Origin of the sequence: Streptomyces sp. DSM 41931 (genome assembly GCF_050271085.1) — a bacterium.
GTDB classification, from domain to species: Bacteria; Actinomycetota; Actinomycetes; order Streptomycetales; family Streptomycetaceae; genus Streptomyces; species Streptomyces albogriseolus.
Genome location: NZ_CP189902.1, coordinates 3,600,293 through 3,614,931, shown reverse-complemented (window position 1 = coordinate 3,614,931; position 14,639 = coordinate 3,600,293). Strand labels below are relative to the sequence as shown.

The window sequence follows — 14,639 nt, the reverse complement described above, 5'->3', positions numbered from 1 at the left end:
TCCCGCGTCAGAGCGGAAGATCGTCCGGGAGTACCCGGAACACCTTGTGACGGCCCAACGGCCGTACGGCCCGGAAATCCCGTCGGTCGAGAGTGAGGATCGCGTCCGTGTCGTAGTCGGCCGCAAGCGCCACGTTCACCGCGTCGGCGAGGTCCAGGTCGAGCCCGCCGTAGCGGACCCGGACGGACTGGGCGGCACCCAAGTGGTCCTCCGTGATCTCCGGCACCACGACACGACCCCGGCTCATCCAGCGCCGCAGGTCGTCGACCGCGCTCAGAGCGGCCTCGCGCCCCAACTCACGCGTGGCCACGTGATCAAGTTCCGCCAGGAGGAGCGGGGACATGATCAGAAGACCGGCCGCCATGATCGACTCGTTCGCGCCCCTGTGCTCCGGGTGGGTCGCGTCAAGAGCGGCCAGAAGGCCGGATGTATCAGCAATGACGATGATCACTGAGCAGTTCCGGAGTCCGTCTCGCGGCGGACCGCGTCGGCAACCGTGTCACGGACCTCAGCCTTGGACGGCGTACGCCCTGGCCCCTCGAACGTCCGCGAGAACAACGGTTCGTCCCAGACCCGGTTCGCCATCGCCGCGAGGTGAATCCCCTGACGGATGATTTCGGCCTCGCTTATGCCCCGCCTCTTGGACGCCTCCTTGATGATCGCCAGGTCCTCGGGATCGGCGTAGACGTTCGTGCGCTTCATGGACATGTACCAAGCGTAGCCCATGTACCAAAATGATGTATGTGGGCCGGTCGAGAGAGACATACCGTGCCTCCTTCGCCTCGATGGAACTCCGCCGTGGCGGCACGATCACCCCACCACTGGCCGCGGTCACGCCACGGGCTGCTCAATGTGGGGCTACGGCGGTGATTTCCGGTCGGCTGTCTCGTCTCTGTATGGGGCGGGTGCTTTCGCACCGGCTCGACCACCCACAGAAGGAGTGCCATGCTGCGACAGGTCGCGGAGGGTGTGCTGATCCACCGGAGCGAGTTGCTCGAGAACAACGCCGTCGTGGTGCAGGGCCCGACCGGGGCACTGCTCATCGACCCCGGGCTCACCGAAGCCGAGATGACCTGCCTCGCGGACGACCTTCGCCGGCTGGGCCAGCACGTGGAGGCGGGCTTCGCGACGCATCCTGACTGGGACCACGTGCTCTGGCACCCCGAGTACGGCGACGCGCCCCGGTACGGCACCGACCGCTGCGCAGCGCATGTGCGAGAGGTGCGGGCGGCTCCCGACTGGAAGGCGCGCGTCGCTGAGGGGTTGCCGCCGGAGATCGCCCAGGAGACACCGCTGGACCTGTACGGCCTCATCACCGGTCTGCCGGCCGGGGCGGCACAGATTCCCTGGAACGGCCCTTGTGCCCAGATCATCGAGCACCCGGCGCATACGCCGGGGCATGCGGCGGTACTGATCGCAGAGCGCGGGGTCCTCGTCGCCGGCGACATGCTTTCCGACGTCCTCGTCCCGAACTTCGACGAGTTGAACGACACCAATGACCCTCTCGGGGAGTACCTCACCGGTCTGCGTCTGCTCGAGGATGTCGCAAGCGATGTCGCTGTCATGGTCCCCGGCCACGGATCGGTCTGCGGAGCCGATGAGATACGCGCACGGATCGAGCAGGATCGGGCGTACGTCCTGACCGTGCGTGCGGGCCGTGTCCCCAGCGACCCGCGAGTCGGCCCCACGGCCAAGCCCGGCTGGGAGTGGACCACCGACATATCCGTCGCCCACGTGCAGCGCCTCGCTGAAAGAGCCGGATGAGGGGAGCGCAACGGCACGTCCGCGCACGCGTGGGGCGCCGGACGCGGCAGGTTCCCGTGGTCGTCCGTTGCCGGCCGGTCAGGCGCGCAAGGAGGTCAGCACCGCCGGCACCCGGCGGTGTTGGCGACCCACCTCCGGGGCGACGATTTGAGGTTTGTTGTCGCCGGTCCAGCGTGGAACGCCGGCCACTCAGCGTGTTCCATGACCTGTGTTCGCCACCGCCGCCGGGATTCGGCTCAGCATGGGCCGGGCGCGCTGACGGCTCCCGGCCCATGGCGCAGGGCGGCCACGGACTCCGTCAGTCCTGACCGTTCCAGCTGGCCCAGCACGTCGTCGAACGTGTGCGGCGGCCGTCGTCGGGAGGTGGCGATCTCTTGAACGCAGGCGTACACCACGCGATCGTCCAGCCCTAGGAGATCCAGAATGAAGTCGTCGGCGGACTTACGTTCAATACCCCAGTTGGCAAGGTAGTCGGGCGGGAAGTCTTTGCGATTGTTCGTGACGATCACTTGGGCGCTCACCTGGATTGCCGCGGCCAGCACATGCCTGTCGTCCATGTCAGGCAGCTTGAGCCCTTCGACGAGGGGCTCAAAACCCGTGACCAGGCAGTCACGTACCGCCTGGTTCATGAGGGTCCGGCGGCGCGCCAGTGTTTCCGGAGCCACGTTGTAGTCCCGTGCGATGTTTCGGTCCACCTCATCGAGGATCACGTCCGTCCATTTGGCGCGGACGAGACCCTTTTGGCTGACCCGGATCAGCAGGTCCCGCAATGTGTTGGGGTACAGAACGCAGGCGTCGTACAGCACGACAAAGGCCATGTCAGAGCAGCCCCAGCTCCTGATCCAGTTCCATCAGTTCGTCGGCAGCCCCCTTGCGCCGCGCGTCATCCTCACGCACGTACTGGCGCAGATCGGCAAGGCGAACGCGGCGGTGACGGCCCACGAGCCTGAAGGGAATCTCCCCGGACTCGAGGAGGCCGATCAAGTACGGGCGGGACACGTTCAGCATGTCGGCGGCCTGCTGCGTGGTCAGCTCCGCGTCGACCGGCATGACCTGGACGCCCTGCCCATGAGCCAAGGCCGCCAGTATCGAGGCGAACATCTCCGCCACGGGCCGCGGCAGAACGAGCGCCTCGTCGCCGGCTCCCGTCTCCAGGCGCACCTCGATGTCTTCGTCGCTCCGAGCAGTGCGCGAGAGGTAGTCATTGATCCGCCGCAGCGCGCGCTGCGCGTCACCCGCGTCGACCACGCCTGGTTCGAGCTTCTTCCCTGTGGCAGTTCCCACTGCGCCCTCCACTCTCCCATTCGAATTATTCGCAACAAACGAAGCAAACGCAACCCGACTGCGGTGGCAGTCCCGCGCGGCCTTCTTCAAGGGCGGATATCCCCATCTAGGTTGAAGGAGCGACGCATATCGGATCATGCTGTGCGCCATGAGTCTCGTCTCCGCTCTTCCAGACGCGTCCGCCGCGGGTGACTACGCCTACGACTGGGCCTTGGTCGACGTGGAGACCTCGGGGCTCGTACCGCGGCGGGACCGGGTGCTGTCCGTCGCGGTGATCACGATCGGGCCGGACGGTGAGCAGACCGGGGAGTTCTCGACGTTGGTCAATCCGGGATGTGACCCGGGACCGGTGGAGGTGCACGGCCTCACGCCCGATCTGCTGCAGGGCGCGCCCAGCTTCGACCAGGTGGCCGGGCGGATCGGAGCGATGCTCCAGGACCGGGTGCTCGTCGCCCACAACGCCCAGTTCGACTACGACTTCCTGGCCCACGAGTTCGCGCGTGCGCGGATGTGGCTCCCTGTGTCGCAGCGGCTGTGCACCCTGGCGCTGAACCGCCAGGTGGACCCACCCACCGACGACATGAGGCTCGGCACTCTCGCCGCCCACTACGGCATCCCCCAGCGGCGCGCCCACGACGCACTGGACGACACCCGGGTGCTCGCCGGTGTGCTGCGGGCGTCGCTGCGTGAGGCGGCTCGGCTCGACCTGTCTCTGCCACTGGTGACCTGCCCGCCCCGCGCGGAGTCCCAGTTCACCCCGAGTCCGCCGAAGACGCCCTGCGCCTACCGCAATCCGGGACGTCTGACGCCCGGCGGGCCGCTCCAGCAGGGGATGAAGGTCGCGATCACCGGGGGGACCGCCCACGCACGTGCGGAGCTGGTCGGGCGTGCGGTCGCCGCCGGGCTGAACATGATGAGCTCCGTCAGCCGGCACACCAGTGTGCTGGTCACCAACGATCCGGCGTCCACGTCGGCCAAGGCCCGTCGCGCCCTCGCCGAAGGCGTGCCGGTCATCGACGAGCAGACCTTCCTGTGCCTGCTGGCCGACGTACGGCCGGGCACGGCTCACGAGGCGACGGCCGTTCGTTCCGGCCCGGTGACAGCTCCGGGGACCGCACCGGACGCGGAACGGGGCGCGGACACGGAGACGGTGCGTGCCACTGCCCCTGCCACACCCGCCGTAGGGACCGCCGCACCGCCCACCGCCCCCTCTTCCGTGGCCGTCCCCGCGCCCCGTCGACCGGAGCCCCCCGCCGGCGCCTCGGACAGACCGCTGGCGGGACGTCGGGTGCTGGTGCTCGGTGGCGTCCACGCCGAAGCCGCGGCGGCTCGTGTCCGGGTCGTCGAGCTGGGCGGGTCCGCGGCGGTCAACCTGTCCGCCAGTGTCACCGACGTCGTACTCCTGCCGGGAGGGGAGAAGGACCGGCGCATGAAGCGCATCGGCGTCCTCGAACTCCCCGTGCGTGAGCCGTGCTGGCTGGACTCCCCCGCCGCGGCGGAGCGGCCCTCGGCGGTGTCGCGGTCCCAGGAGCCGCGGGTGCTGCCGAGGGGCGGTGTCGTCGACCTGCCCATGCCGCACGGCGGCCCCGCGCCGGAGTGGTACGTCACCGCCGGCTGGGCCCTGCAGTCCGACTGCGAGATCGACGTGGTCGCCTTCCTCCTCGACGAGGACGAACAGGTCGCCTTCGACGAGGACTTCGTGTTCTACGGAGCCCCGGAGAACCCCGCCGGGACGGTGCGTCTGCTGACCGGTGGCCCCGCCGAGCAGACCATCGCCCTGAACCTGGCGTCCCTGCCGCCCGCGACCCGGAAGATCGTCGTCGCCGCGGCCATCGACGGCGCGGCCACCTTCGGCACGGTCGGCGCGATCCAGATCGGCGCTGCCCCCGGCAGCAGCGGGGCGCCCGTGGCCCGGGCCACCCTGGACGCCGCCACCACCGAACGCACGATGCTGCTCGCCGAGATCTACCGCCGTGGCCCGCTCTGGCGTCTCCGCGCCGTCGGCCAGGGCTACGACCACGGGCTCGACGTCCTCGCCCGCCGGTACGGGGTGGCCGTCGCCGACTGAACGGGACAGCGGAGGGAGGCCGGCGTGTTCTCGGGCGCGCGCAGGGCCGCCCGGCGTGCAGGGCCCGGGGCCGATGCCCCGGGCCCTGCCGTGCTGAGGCCGGCGTGCCGTCAGCCGTGGTACTTGATGTAGCCGTTGCCGTCCTTGTCGTGCGCCTTCTTGGTGTAGGCGTGGATGTCGGCCGGCGTGCCGCCCGGCTTGTAGAGGTAGATCGTGTCCTTGTCGTTGTTCCAGATGAAGTTGCAGTTCTGGCGGTACACGACGTTCTTGCCGTCCGAGTCGGTGCCCCGGCCTCCGCGCAGGTGGACGTAGTCACCCGGCTCGAGGATGTGGCTGGACGTGAAGACGAAGGTGTTGCCGGCCCGGTCCTTGACCTTGTACCCCTTCAGGTTCACCTTCGTCTTCTTCGAGTAGTTCTTGATCGTCAGGTACTCGTTCTTCGTGTTCCCGCCGGAGCACTTGTTGGAGTCCCGCCCGGGGGCGTCGTACTGCACGCCCTTGATCTTGAGCACCGAGGAGTACTCGGCGGCGTGCGCCGGTATCGCCGCCGTGAGGGCGAGCGCGGCGACGGCGGCGGTGGTGGCGACAGCGGTCACGGTGCGCCGGATGATCATGAGGTTCCCCCCTCAGTGATGCGAATGGAGCATCCGGAGCCTACCTAAAGTGTTCATACGATGATGCTGATGTGAAGAAGTTGTGACAGTCCTTGGCCGGTGATGCCCCGCAGCGCCAGGCGTAGAGGAACGGAACGTCGACCAGGCCCCACGGTCGGGGGGCGAGGCGCCGGTCAGACGCCTGCGCCTCCGCACTACAGACCCCCCGCCTCCGTCGACGGTTTCGCGGGGCAGGCCGACGTCGGGGACGTCATCGTCCAGGACGGGCCTGTCAGCTGGAGGGTGGGCGCCGGAGGGGTCGCTTCTTCGGCCGACGGGCGGGGGACCGCCGTGGGAGCCGGTGGGGAGGCGTGGCGGACCGTGCAGGTCAGTTGGAGGAGGGCCTCGCGGGACACCGGTGTGGGGGTGTCCGGGAGGGTCACCGTGATCGTGACGCCGTCGGTCACCGTCACCGAGGGGGCGCCCGTCAGGCGCGGCAGGGCCGTCGTCGCCGACGCCGCCCTCTCCTTCTCGTTCGGGCCCTCGAGGAGGAGGCGGACCACCGAGGTCAGGTCGCCCGCGTCCGTGGCCGGGCGGGGGTACGCCGTCGGTTCGCCGTCCTTCAGGAAGAAGAGGGGGACGGTGGCCGGCTCCGCCAGGGTCCTGGTCGGGGCCGGCCCCGGCATCCCGCTCGCCGGGGCGCCCGTCTCGATGACGTCGGACGTCGGGACTCCGCACCCCGTCAGCGCCATCATCAGCGCCGCAGCGCCCAGCCGCCTCACTCCGTACCCCCCTCGTCGTCCAGGTCCAGCGGGAGCTCCACCGTGAAGACCGCCCCGCCGCCCGGGCGGTTCGCCGCGTGGATGCGGCCGCCGTGGAGGCGGACGTTCTCCGCCGTGATGGCCAGGCCGAGGCCGCTGCTGTCCCCGTCGCCGCTTCCGGTCCCGCTCCTCGCCCGTGACGTGCTCGCCTTGTAGAAGCGCTCGAAGATGTGCGGCAGTGCTTCCGGAGCGATGCCCGGGCCCGTGTCGGTGACTTCGAGGACGGCCCGGCCGTCCCGTGCCTCCAGCGTCACCCGGACCGGCGGTTCGCCGTGGCGCAGGGCGTTGCCGACCAGGTTGGCGGTCACCACGTCGAGCCGGCGCGGGTCGACGCGGGCGCGGAGTCCGCCCGGTGCGGGCAGCCGCAGTTCGACCTCCTCCGGGCGCCAGCGGGAGGCGACCGTACGCCGGACGGACTCGGCGAGGTCGATGTCGTCGCGGTGGAGCCGCGCCGCGCCCGCGTCGAAGCGGGAGATCTCCATCAGGTCCTCGACCAGCACGCTCAGCCGCCGCGTGCCCTCGCTGACGAGCCGCAGCGCCTCGCCCGTCTCGCCCTCCACCCGCTGGTCCAGTACGTCGGTGACCGCCGTCATCGCCGCCAGCGGGGTGCGCAGTTCGTGGGACACGTCCGCCACGAAACGGCGGCCCCGCGCCTCCAGACGCCGCAACTCGGCCACCGTCCGCTCCAGTTCGGCGGCCGTCTCGTTGAAGGAGCGGGACAGCTCGGCCAGTTCGTCGGAGCCGGTCACCTTCAGCCGTACGTCGAGCCGGCCCGCGGCCATCTTGCGCGTCGCCCCGCGCAGGGCCCGTACGGGGCGCAGCACGCCGCTCGCGGCCAGCAGCGCGAGGACGACGGCGAGGCACAGCGCCACCAGGGTGGCCCGTTCGATGCCGCTGACCATCGCCTCGACGTACCCCTCCTCCGCGGTCTGCGGCACCTCCAGGTACATCACCACCCCGGAGAGCTGCTGCACCTGGTACTCGTCCGTCGTGTACGTCACGGGCATGCCGACGAGGAGACGCGGGCTGCCGTCGACGTTCACCCGCTGGAACACCGCCGCTCGCCGTGTCCGCACGGAGCGGAGCATCTCGGGGCTGGGCTCCGTGAAGCGGGGCGTGGGGGCGTACGCGCGCCGGTCGCCGTAGGTGGCCATGACCCGCCAGCCCGACAACCGGTTCGCGTGGATCACCTCGTTGACCGCCCACTGGAGGTCCGAGGCGGCGGGGTTGTGCGGGACGGCGGGCGCGACGGTCTCGACGCTCGCGCGGAAGCGGTTGATGACGGAGTCCTGGCTCTGCTGGAGCACCCCCGTGCGCGCCTCCCGGAAGGCGAGGGCGCCGGTCCCCAGGGAGCTGGCCATGGCGACCAGGACGAAGGAGATCAGAAGGCGGGAGCGCAGGCCGCGGAGGGGGAGCGGGATGCGGGACACCACGGCGCGGAAGAGGCGGCGGGGGCCGGCGGGCGGCGCCGGGTCCGGGGTGCTCCGCGGCTGCGCGGACGGGTCGCCGTTCACGCGCGGCCGGTGCCGAAGCGGTAGCCGAAGCCGCGGACGGTCTGCACGTAGCGCGGGTTCCTGCCCTCGCCGAGCTTGCTGCGCAGACGCTTCACGCAGGCGTCCACGAGGCGTATGTCACCGTGGTAGCCGTGCTCCCAGACCGCCTCCAGCAGTTGCTGGCGGCTGAACACCTGGCCCGGGGACGCGGACAGGGTGAGCAGCAGGCGGAGTTCGGAGGGGGCGAGGGTGACGGGCTCGCCCCGGTGGGTCACCACCAGCCCGGCGCGGTCGACGACCAGGTCGCCGTGCGTCTCCGGCCGGGGCCGGGCGCCGTCCGGCGGAGGCGCGTCGTGCCGGCGCAGAACGGCGCGTATGCGCGCGTCGAGGACCCGCGCCTGCACGGGTTTCACCACGTAGTCGTCCGCCCCCGTCTCCAGACCCAGGACGACATCGATGTCGTCGCCCCGGGCCGTGACCATGATGATCGGCACCTGGTCGCGCTCCCTGATCCGGCGGCACACGTCCAGGCCGGACATGCCGGGCAGCATCAGGTCGAGCACGACGACGTCCGGACGGACGGCGTGAAGCTGCTCCAGCCCCTCCTCGCCCGTCTCCACCGCGACGACCTCGTGCCCCTGATGCCGCAGGCCCAGCCGCACGGCCTGCCGCACGATGGAGTCGTCCTCGACGATCAGGATGCGTGGCATTGCCGCAGTGTAGGCACGGCGGGTGCAGGGCAGGCGCGGCCGGCCTCGGCCTCCGGACACCTGACCGCCGTTACCGTTCCGTGACCTCACGGGCTCAGGGCGATCAACTGGGATGACCAGATTGACCTGTCATGCGTTCGGTACGAGAGAGGCAATCCGCACCCCCCGCCGACAGCAGGGCGACCGCTCGCCGCACCGGCGGACGACGGCCGTCCTCCCGCCGCCGGGTACGCCCGCGCAGACGGGGGCGCGTGCTGCTCACCTGCCTGCTCGCGGTCGCGCTCCTGGGAGCGGCGGCGCTCCTGCGGGCCGAATTACGGGACGAGGGCGGCGCACAGCGGGACGCGCCGGACGCACGGCCCCCGCGGGCCGCGCCCACGCCCCCTCCGTCCCCCGCCCCCACGCCCACGGCGCCCTCCCCCTCCGCGACCAGGACCACGATCGAGGTGCCGGAGCGGGGCAGCGGGACGTTCGTCACCGCGCGGGCCGACGGGGAGACGGTGGGCGAGGGGTCCCGGCCCCTGCGGTACGTCGTGGAGGTCGAGGACGGGCTGGACGTCTCGCCGTCCGAGGCGGCCAGGGAGATCGCCGCGATCCTCGCCGCCCCGCGCGGCTGGACCCACGACCCCGAGAACGCGTTCCGCCTGGTCGGCGCGGGCGCCCCGCACGACCTCTCGATCAGGATCGCGACCCCTGCCACGGCGGACGCCCTGTGCTGGGACGGGATCCGGCAGGACACCGGCGGCGAGTACAACTGCGAGGTGCCGGACGGGGTGGTGGTGAACCTCAGGCGCTGGGTCGAGGGCTCGCCCACCTTCGACGGGCCGATCCACGACTACCGGGCGCTGATCATCAACCACGAGATGGGCCACTTCCTCGGTCACTCCCACATGACCTGCGGGGGCGAGGGACGGCTCGCGCCCGTGATGATGCAGCAGATCAAGGGCCTGAACGGCTGTGTGGCCAACGCCTGGCCGTACGACGAGGACGGCGACCTCGTCACGGGACCGGCCGCGTGACGCGGATCTGAGTACCCGTACGGATGCGCGCCGGGCCCGGGGCGGCGGAGAGTGGGCGTATGCGTCGACTCCTGCTGCTCGCACCGGTGTTGCTGGCCCTGACGGGGTGCGGGGTGATCCAGTCGGGCGACGAGAAGGCGACCGACGCCGCACGCGCGGAAGCCACGAGGGCCGGCATGCGCCTGGACAGCCAACGGCCGCGCACGGCCGACGAGGTGGGGTACGCGGCGTCGGCCCTGGACGGGGTGGAGGTACTGCGGGTCACGGGCGCCGCCACGCACGACGGGGACGGTGTCGAGCTGATCGTCCGCACCACCGGCACGGCCCTCGAGTCGGGACTCGACCCGCAGACGATCACCGTGCGGCGCTGTTTCGCCCTACGGGTGTCCCCGCGGACGGAGTGGGGCGAGGAGGCCCGGGAGACCGACTGCCCCGACGGTCCGCCCCTCCGCTTCGCCCCGCCGCCGGAACCGCCCCAGGTGCCGTTCGACGCGGTCGGCTCGCGCCTGCCGCGCGTCCCGGAGGGCGGCCGCGTGGACGAGGCCGAGGTGCGCCGGGTACTCGCCTCCCTGGACATGGACCCGGCGATCACGACACAGGTGAAGACGGAGGACGGCCGCGTCGGCATCCTCCTGTCCCCGCCGTCCGACGGCTACTCCCCGACGGACTGCGTCCTCGCCGTCGTCGCCCCCGGCGACACCAGCGTCTGGATGCCCTCCCGCATGCAACGCATGCCCGGCGAAGGCGGCTGCTCGGTCGGCAACGCCCTGCACCCCCTGCCGCCGCCGCACTGACCGCTCTCGACTCGTCGAGCGGTCACGCCCCTGCGGGCGCATGATGAAGCCAGCAGGACGAGGAGGGTGTCATGGGCAGACGACACCGCGCTCAGGAGCCGCAATGGGGACCGCGTCCACCACAGGCGCCCCCACCCGGGACCGATTACCAGCCGGCTCCGGCCGGGTCAGGCCCACCGCCCCAGCCGCCGCCGAGGAAGAAGCACCGCGTCTTCCTCTGGAGCTTCCTGGCGATCCAGGTCGTGTTCCTGATCTGGGTGATCTGGGGGATCGCCCAGGGCGGCGGGACACCCGAGCAGTGCCGCGGGCGCACCGGTGACGACCTGGACCTCTGCAACTCCGCGAGTGACGCGGGGACCGCCATCGGCGTCGGGCTCGTCATCGCCCTGTGGGCCGCCGTCGACGTCATCCTCGGCATCACCTACGGCATCTACCGGCTCGCCACCCGGCGCACCTGAACCGTTCGAACGCCCGCGTGGGGCTGCCCCGGTACACAGCCGGGGCAGCCCCACGCGGGCGTGTCGAAGCAGGTCAGTGCTTGAACGCGTCCTTCGTCTTCTCCTTGGCCTCGCGGGCGTCGCCCTTGCTCTTCGTGGCCTGGCCCTGCGCCTCCATGCGGTCGTTCCCGGTGGCGCGCCCCAGGGCCTCCTGGGCCTTGCCCTGCGCCTGCTCGGTCTTCGCCTTGGCCTTCTCACCGGCACTCACGGAACACGCCTCCTCGTAGCGTTCGGGCACTGTGTCGTGAGCCCCCGAGTGCCCGCACTGTTCCTTCACAAACAAGGTGACGGTGAGGTGTGCGGCTGCGGGTCGAGGGCAAACGGAGCGGCAGGAGGTCGATAACTATGGTTCCCTTGCTGCTCGTTCTGCTTCTCGCCCTGATCCTGTTCGGCGCCGGCTTCGCCGTGAAGGTGCTGTGGTGGATCGCCATCGCGGTCCTCGTGATCTGGCTGCTCGGCTTCGTCATGCGCTCCACCAACGCGGGCGGTGGTCGCGGCCGCTGGTACCGCTGGTGACGCGGCGCACCCCGACGCCGCACCACCCCCCGGGGGCCCGGTCACCACGGTGACCGGGCCCCCGGCCCGTGCGGTCGCCCCTGTTCTGTCCGCGAACGTCCCCGGATGTGTCCGTGATCGGTAACGGACGCATCCGGGGACGTCCGTCTCCCGTCCTGCCCAGTGGTTCCCGGGGATTCCGGGACACCGGCGAGCGACGACGGACGACAGCGGAAAGCGGGGCGGGACATGGCGCGGCACAGCGGTGGACGAGGCTGGTACGGCAAGGTGGCCGGGGCCGCGCTCGGGGTGACGATGCTCGCCGTCGGCGCCTCGGTGTACACCGCCCAGGCCGACGTCGTGAGCGGCGCCCCGCAGGCCGGCGCGTCCGCGACCCCCGCCGCCGTCGAGCGGGTCTCCCCCACGATCGCGCACGCCTCCGACGCGGGCCCGCGCGGCGTCAACATCACCATCGACGACGGCCCCGACCCCCGCTGGACGCCCCAGGTGCTGGAGCTGCTGCGCGAGGAGGGCGTGAAGGCCACCTTCTGCCTGACCGGGATCCAGGCGCAGGCGCACCCCGGCCTGGTCAAGGAGATCGTCGCGGACGGGCACGTCCTGTGCGACCACTCCGTCTCCCACGACACCGCCATGGACCGGAAGTCCGAGGCGTACCAGTCGAAGGAGATCCTCGACGCCGAGCGCATGATCACCAAGGCGTCCGGCGGCGTCCGTCCCCTCTACTACCGTGCGCCCGGCGGGGCCTTCACCCCGCACAGCCGCGCGGTCGCCGCCTCCCGCGGCATGCGCCCGCTGGGCTGGAACGTCGACACCAAGGACTTCGAGCAGCCGGGCGCGGACTCCATCGTCGAGACCGTGCAGCGGGAGCTGCCCAACGGCCCGACCATCCTCTTCCACGACGCCGGCGGCGACCGCGCGCAGACCGTCGAGGCGCTGCGCCGTGTGCTGCCCTGGCTGAAGGAGGAGGGCTACTCCTTCGGCTTCCCGGTGCGCTGACCGTCCACAACGATCGCGATTCAGGGCAGACCCGCCTGTTCAGGATGGAGCGCTGCCAGGCAGACTCAACGCCGTACACCCGTCGACGAAGGATGGCTCGTTCATGATCACGCTGACCAAGGAAGACGGCCCCGCGGACCTGGACGGGGTCACGCACCTCTCCATCGGAGTCTCCTGGGACCCGACCGCCGGCGCCAGCGGCGGAGTGCTCGGCAAGCTGCGCCGCAAGACCGGTACGGACCTCGACCTGATCGCCGTCGCCATGTCCGGCAGCGACCCGGTGCGCCTGGCGGGCCTGGACTCGCTCGACCCGATGGGCAACGGCTCCCTCCTGCACAGCGGCGACAACCAGACGGGCCACGGCGACGGGGACGACGAGACGGTGACCGTCGAGTTCTCCCGGCTGCCCGGCGCCATCACCTCGATCGTGTTCGTCGCGGCCGCCTACAAGAAGGGCAGCTCCTTCCAGAAAGCCCGCAACATCAGCTTCAAGGTCTACGACGCCACCGGCGGCAGCACCCAGCAGGTCGCCGACATCTGGCCGAGCATGCTCAGCCAGGACAACGGCTGCGCCGTCGCCAAGGCAGTCAAGGTGGGCAACGGCTGGAAACTCCAGGTCATCAACGAGACCGGCAAGATCAAGCAGGGCGACGAGCACGCCCTGATGCGGTTCGCCGTCAGCAAGTAACGGCCGCGGCGGAGAAGGGCGGAAGAGAAACGGGCGGCCACGGCACCGGATGAGAGGTGTCGTGGCCGCCCTCCCCCGTCAGGGAAACTGCGCGTAGACGCCGCCCTCGGTGTCGCGCACGGTGACCCGCCCCAGGTCGTCGGTGTCGGCGACGGCGTACCAGACGCCCCAGCCGGGACGGCCGGGCAGCTCCAGCAGCTCGCCGCGCACCGGTCCGTTCTCCGACGCGACCTCGACCACCGACGCCGTCCCCGCACCGCCGTAGTAGAGGCCCGAGAGCAGCGCCCCGGTGGGCGACGACTCGGACTGCACCGTGACTCCGGGGACGTCCCGGTCGATGTTGTCGCTGTTCACGCTCCGGAACTGCGGCTCGGGACTGTCCGGCGTCGTCCAGTGCTTCCCCTCCTCCGTCAGCCACAGGACGAACCCCGGCGCCGCCGTCACCCGCTCGCCCGGTGCGACGACGCGCGGCGTCGGCGCGGGCGCGCTCGGTGAGCGGGAGGGCACGGGTGAGGCGGACACCGTGGCGGCCGGGCGCGTGACCCGGTCGCCGTCGTCCGGGCCGTGCAGCGAGACGAAGGCCAGCGGCGCCAGCAGCACGGCGCAGCCCACGCCCAGCACGGTCGTACGGCGCCTGCGGCGGATCAGCCGGCCGCGGCGTTCCACGGCGGCCAGCGGCAAACGGGACGGGGTGACGTCGTACGCGGCGGCGGCCAGCGCCTCGCGCAGCCGTCCGGCCCCGGCGGGCTCCGCGTCCGGTTCTGCTTCCGGGTCGAGGTGGTTCATGGGCGGGCTCCGGGAAGAGGGTGCGGGCGCTCGGCGGCGGCGAACGCGGGATGGGAGCGCAGGGCCTCGAGACCGCGCCGCGCATGCGTCTTGACCGTGCCGAGCGAGCAGTTGAGCACCTCGGCGACGGCGGCCTCCGGCAGGTCCTCCCAGTACCGCAGCACCAGCACCGTGCGCTGCCGGGTGGACAGCGAGCCCAGCGCCTCGGTGATCGCGGCGCGGGACTCGACGGACTCGGCGTGGCCCTGGTCGGACTGGTGCACCCGCTCCGGCAGGAACGGCATCAGCAGATGCGTGACCCGGCGTCTGCGGGTCCGGCTGATGTTGTTGTTGACCAGGGAGCGCCGGACGTAGAGGTCGATGTCGTCGGGCGGGACGCGCCCCCAGCGGGCGTACACCTTCGCCAGGGTGGTCTGCACGAGATCCTCGGCCTCGTGGAAGTCCCCGGTGAGCAGGAGCGCGGTCCGCACCAGACGGGCCCAGGCCGCACCCGCGTAGGTGGCGAAGTCGGGGTGTTCCGGGAAGGCTGCGGATGTCTCGTGCGGCACGGACCGGTTCCTCTGCGTCGGGTATGGGGGGAGGGCCGGGGCGGGGGACCGGCCGGTCCCCC

19 protein-coding genes are annotated in these 14,639 nt (G+C 71.3%); 8 read left to right on the top strand and 11 right to left on the bottom strand.

The annotated features are described in order from the left end of the window. Positions 1-7 precede the first annotated feature (7 nt). A complete protein-coding gene (locus ACP7TJ_RS16785) occupies positions 8-451 on the bottom strand; it encodes a PIN domain-containing protein (RefSeq protein ID WP_193457796.1) in 444 nt (147 codons plus the stop codon). Next, positions 448-708 (bottom strand): CopG family transcriptional regulator, encoded by a 261-nt coding sequence (locus ACP7TJ_RS16780; protein WP_189910156.1) that lies wholly within the window; start codon positions 706-708, stop codon positions 448-450. The genes ACP7TJ_RS16785 and ACP7TJ_RS16780 overlap by 4 nt, the downstream gene beginning before the upstream one ends. Positions 709-945: 237 nt before the next feature. Between ACP7TJ_RS16780 and ACP7TJ_RS16775 the strand changes: the two genes are divergently transcribed. Further along, positions 946-1,764, top strand: a complete 819-nt coding sequence (locus ACP7TJ_RS16775) for an MBL fold metallo-hydrolase (RefSeq protein WP_266398962.1) — start codon at positions 946-948, stop codon at positions 1,762-1,764. A gap of 236 nt (positions 1,765-2,000) precedes the next feature. Here ACP7TJ_RS16775 and ACP7TJ_RS16770 read toward each other — a convergent pair whose 3' ends face one another. Both ACP7TJ_RS16770 and ACP7TJ_RS16765 read right to left on the bottom strand, forming a co-directional pair. Then, positions 2,001-2,582: a PIN domain-containing protein gene (locus ACP7TJ_RS16770; protein WP_093764404.1), complete on the bottom strand. Its 582-nt coding sequence runs from the start codon at positions 2,580-2,582 to the stop codon at positions 2,001-2,003. Position 2,583: 1 nt separating this feature from the next. Beyond that, complete coding sequence (locus ACP7TJ_RS16765; RefSeq protein WP_367542812.1) at positions 2,584-3,048, bottom strand: helix-turn-helix domain-containing protein; 465 nt, start codon at positions 3,046-3,048, stop codon at positions 2,584-2,586. A 148-nt stretch (positions 3,049-3,196) separates the two neighbouring features. Between ACP7TJ_RS16765 and ACP7TJ_RS16760 the strand changes: the two genes are divergently transcribed. Further along, complete coding sequence (locus tag ACP7TJ_RS16760; RefSeq protein WP_427763677.1) at positions 3,197-5,116, top strand: TerD family protein; 1,920 nt, start codon at positions 3,197-3,199, stop codon at positions 5,114-5,116. 110 nt (positions 5,117-5,226) lie between these two features. Here ACP7TJ_RS16760 and ACP7TJ_RS16755 read toward each other — a convergent pair whose 3' ends face one another. The 4 genes from ACP7TJ_RS16755 to ACP7TJ_RS16740 all read right to left on the bottom strand — a co-directional run bounded on the left by ACP7TJ_RS16755 (position 5,227) and on the right by ACP7TJ_RS16740 (position 8,733). Beyond that, positions 5,227-5,730: a lamin tail domain-containing protein gene (locus tag ACP7TJ_RS16755; protein ID WP_427763676.1), complete on the bottom strand. Its 504-nt coding sequence runs from the start codon at positions 5,728-5,730 to the stop codon at positions 5,227-5,229. A gap of 194 nt (positions 5,731-5,924) precedes the next feature. After that, positions 5,925-6,491 carry a GerMN domain-containing protein gene (locus tag ACP7TJ_RS16750; protein ID WP_266398953.1) on the bottom strand — a complete coding sequence of 189 codons (567 nt, stop codon included), beginning with the start codon at positions 6,489-6,491 and terminating at the stop codon, positions 5,925-5,927. After that, on the bottom strand, positions 6,488-7,963 hold the full coding sequence (locus tag ACP7TJ_RS16745; protein WP_093764651.1) for a sensor histidine kinase: 1,476 nt from the start codon (positions 7,961-7,963) through the stop codon (positions 6,488-6,490). Before ACP7TJ_RS16745 ends, ACP7TJ_RS16750 begins: the two co-directional genes overlap by 4 nt. A gap of 77 nt (positions 7,964-8,040) precedes the next feature. Further along, positions 8,041-8,733 carry a response regulator transcription factor gene (locus ACP7TJ_RS16740; protein WP_167741272.1) on the bottom strand — a complete coding sequence of 231 codons (693 nt, stop codon included), beginning with the start codon at positions 8,731-8,733 and terminating at the stop codon, positions 8,041-8,043. 251 nt (positions 8,734-8,984) lie between these two features. Here ACP7TJ_RS16740 and ACP7TJ_RS16735 point away from each other — a divergent pair, with 251 nt between their 5' ends. From ACP7TJ_RS16735 to ACP7TJ_RS16725, 3 genes are all read left to right on the top strand, one after another. Next, complete coding sequence (locus tag ACP7TJ_RS16735) at positions 8,985-9,752, top strand: DUF3152 domain-containing protein (RefSeq protein ID WP_266398950.1); 768 nt, start codon at positions 8,985-8,987, stop codon at positions 9,750-9,752. Between the two features lie 59 nt (positions 9,753-9,811). After that, a complete protein-coding gene (locus ACP7TJ_RS16730) occupies positions 9,812-10,546 on the top strand; it encodes a translation initiation factor IF-2 (RefSeq protein WP_093764399.1) in 735 nt (244 codons plus the stop codon). Between the two features lie 71 nt (positions 10,547-10,617). Next, complete coding sequence (locus ACP7TJ_RS16725) at positions 10,618-11,004, top strand: hypothetical protein (protein WP_380874044.1); 387 nt, start codon at positions 10,618-10,620, stop codon at positions 11,002-11,004. Between the two features lie 73 nt (positions 11,005-11,077). Here ACP7TJ_RS16725 and ACP7TJ_RS16720 read toward each other — a convergent pair whose 3' ends face one another. Further along, positions 11,078-11,251, bottom strand: coding sequence for a CsbD family protein (locus ACP7TJ_RS16720; protein WP_167741275.1), 174 nt, complete (start codon positions 11,249-11,251; stop codon positions 11,078-11,080). A gap of 137 nt (positions 11,252-11,388) precedes the next feature. On the opposite strand from ACP7TJ_RS16720, the gene ACP7TJ_RS16715 reads away from it, so the two are divergent. The 3 genes from ACP7TJ_RS16715 (at position 11,389) to ACP7TJ_RS16705 (ending at position 13,243) form a co-directional block, all read left to right on the top strand. Beyond that, positions 11,389-11,559, top strand: coding sequence for a hypothetical protein (locus tag ACP7TJ_RS16715; protein ID WP_033276627.1), 171 nt, complete (start codon positions 11,389-11,391; stop codon positions 11,557-11,559). A gap of 228 nt (positions 11,560-11,787) precedes the next feature. Continuing rightward, positions 11,788-12,555 (top strand): polysaccharide deacetylase family protein, encoded by a 768-nt coding sequence (locus tag ACP7TJ_RS16710; protein WP_427763669.1) that lies wholly within the window; start codon positions 11,788-11,790, stop codon positions 12,553-12,555. Positions 12,556-12,658: 103 nt separating this feature from the next. Continuing rightward, positions 12,659-13,243: a TerD family protein gene (locus tag ACP7TJ_RS16705; protein WP_093764397.1), complete on the top strand. Its 585-nt coding sequence runs from the start codon at positions 12,659-12,661 to the stop codon at positions 13,241-13,243. Between the two features lie 78 nt (positions 13,244-13,321). Here ACP7TJ_RS16705 and ACP7TJ_RS16700 read toward each other — a convergent pair whose 3' ends face one another. Further along, positions 13,322-14,029: a hypothetical protein gene (locus ACP7TJ_RS16700; protein ID WP_425822424.1), complete on the bottom strand. Its 708-nt coding sequence runs from the start codon at positions 14,027-14,029 to the stop codon at positions 13,322-13,324. Further along, the gene (locus ACP7TJ_RS16695) at positions 14,026-14,577 is read right to left on the bottom strand and encodes a SigE family RNA polymerase sigma factor (protein WP_367423549.1); all 552 of its coding nucleotides are present in this window, start codon (positions 14,575-14,577) and stop codon (positions 14,026-14,028) included. Before ACP7TJ_RS16695 ends, ACP7TJ_RS16700 begins: the two co-directional genes overlap by 4 nt. Between the last annotated feature and the right edge of the window lie 62 nt (positions 14,578-14,639).

Excerpts from the sequence above, each read along its gene's own strand:
- ACP7TJ_RS16780 (WP_189910156.1), bottom strand. The coding sequence starts at position 708 with ATGTCCATGAAGCGCACGAACGTCTACGCCGATCCCGAGGACCTGGCG.
- ACP7TJ_RS16775 (WP_266398962.1), top strand. The coding sequence starts at position 946 with ATGCTGCGACAGGTCGCGGAGGGTGTGCTGATCCACCGGAGCGAGTTG.
- ACP7TJ_RS16770 (WP_093764404.1), bottom strand. The coding sequence starts at position 2,582 with ATGGCCTTTGTCGTGCTGTACGACGCCTGCGTTCTGTACCCCAACACA.
- ACP7TJ_RS16760 (WP_427763677.1), top strand. The coding sequence starts at position 3,197 with ATGAGTCTCGTCTCCGCTCTTCCAGACGCGTCCGCCGCGGGTGACTAC.
- ACP7TJ_RS16755 (WP_427763676.1), bottom strand. The coding sequence starts at position 5,730 with ATGATCATCCGGCGCACCGTGACCGCTGTCGCCACCACCGCCGCCGTC.
- ACP7TJ_RS16740 (WP_167741272.1), bottom strand. The coding sequence starts at position 8,733 with ATGCCACGCATCCTGATCGTCGAGGACGACTCCATCGTGCGGCAGGCC.
- ACP7TJ_RS16730 (WP_093764399.1), top strand. The coding sequence starts at position 9,812 with ATGCGTCGACTCCTGCTGCTCGCACCGGTGTTGCTGGCCCTGACGGGG.
- ACP7TJ_RS16725 (WP_380874044.1), top strand. The coding sequence starts at position 10,618 with ATGGGCAGACGACACCGCGCTCAGGAGCCGCAATGGGGACCGCGTCCA.
- ACP7TJ_RS16715 (WP_033276627.1), top strand. The coding sequence starts at position 11,389 with ATGGTTCCCTTGCTGCTCGTTCTGCTTCTCGCCCTGATCCTGTTCGGC.
- ACP7TJ_RS16710 (WP_427763669.1), top strand. The coding sequence starts at position 11,788 with ATGGCGCGGCACAGCGGTGGACGAGGCTGGTACGGCAAGGTGGCCGGG.
- ACP7TJ_RS16705 (WP_093764397.1), top strand. The coding sequence starts at position 12,659 with ATGATCACGCTGACCAAGGAAGACGGCCCCGCGGACCTGGACGGGGTC.
- ACP7TJ_RS16700 (WP_425822424.1), bottom strand. The coding sequence starts at position 14,029 with ATGAACCACCTCGACCCGGAAGCAGAACCGGACGCGGAGCCCGCCGGG.